This window comes from Staphylococcus sp. HMSC063F05, from assembly GCF_001837075.1.
GTDB classification, from domain to species: domain Bacteria; phylum Bacillota; class Bacilli; order Staphylococcales; family Staphylococcaceae; genus Staphylococcus; species Staphylococcus epidermidis.
Map to the genome: position 1 here is coordinate 1 of NZ_KV831363.1, position 405 is coordinate 405.

Annotated in this window: 4 tRNA genes; all 4 read right to left on the reverse strand. The window is 51.6% G+C overall.

The features are described 5' to 3' along the window. Positions 1-37: 37 nt before the first annotated feature. A tRNA-Leu gene (locus HMPREF2576_RS10180) sits at positions 38-120 on the reverse strand. Between the two features lie 8 nt (positions 121-128). Further along, positions 129-204 (reverse strand) — tRNA-Lys (locus tag HMPREF2576_RS10185). Positions 205-210: 6 nt separating this feature from the next. Beyond that, a tRNA-Thr gene (locus HMPREF2576_RS10190) sits at positions 211-286 on the reverse strand. A 6-nt stretch (positions 287-292) separates the two neighbouring features. Further along, positions 293-368 (reverse strand) — tRNA-Val (locus HMPREF2576_RS10195). Positions 369-405: the final 37 nt, after the last annotated feature.

Below are 405 nucleotides of genomic sequence, written 5' to 3' on the forward strand. Positions count from 1 at the left end.
GCAAGGTGGTGTTCTACCACTGAACTACTTCCGCGAATGCGGGTGAAGGGAGTCGAACCCCCACGCCGTAAAGGCGCTAGATCCTAAGTCTAGTGCGTCTGCCAATTCCGCCACACCCGCTATTTAAATGGTGAGCCATAGAGGATTCGAACCTCTGACCCTCTGATTAAAAGTCAGATGCTCTACCAACTGAGCTAATGGCTCAAAAGATGGTGCCGGCCAGAGGACTTGAACCCCCAACCTACTGATTACAAGTCAGTTGCTCTACCAGTTGAGCTAGGCCGGCTATAAATGGTGGAGAATGACGGGTTCGAACCGCCGACCCTCTGCTTGTAAGGCAGATGCTCTCCCAACTGAGCTAATTCTCCAAGATATTTTGCCTGGCAACGTCCTACTCTAGCGGAA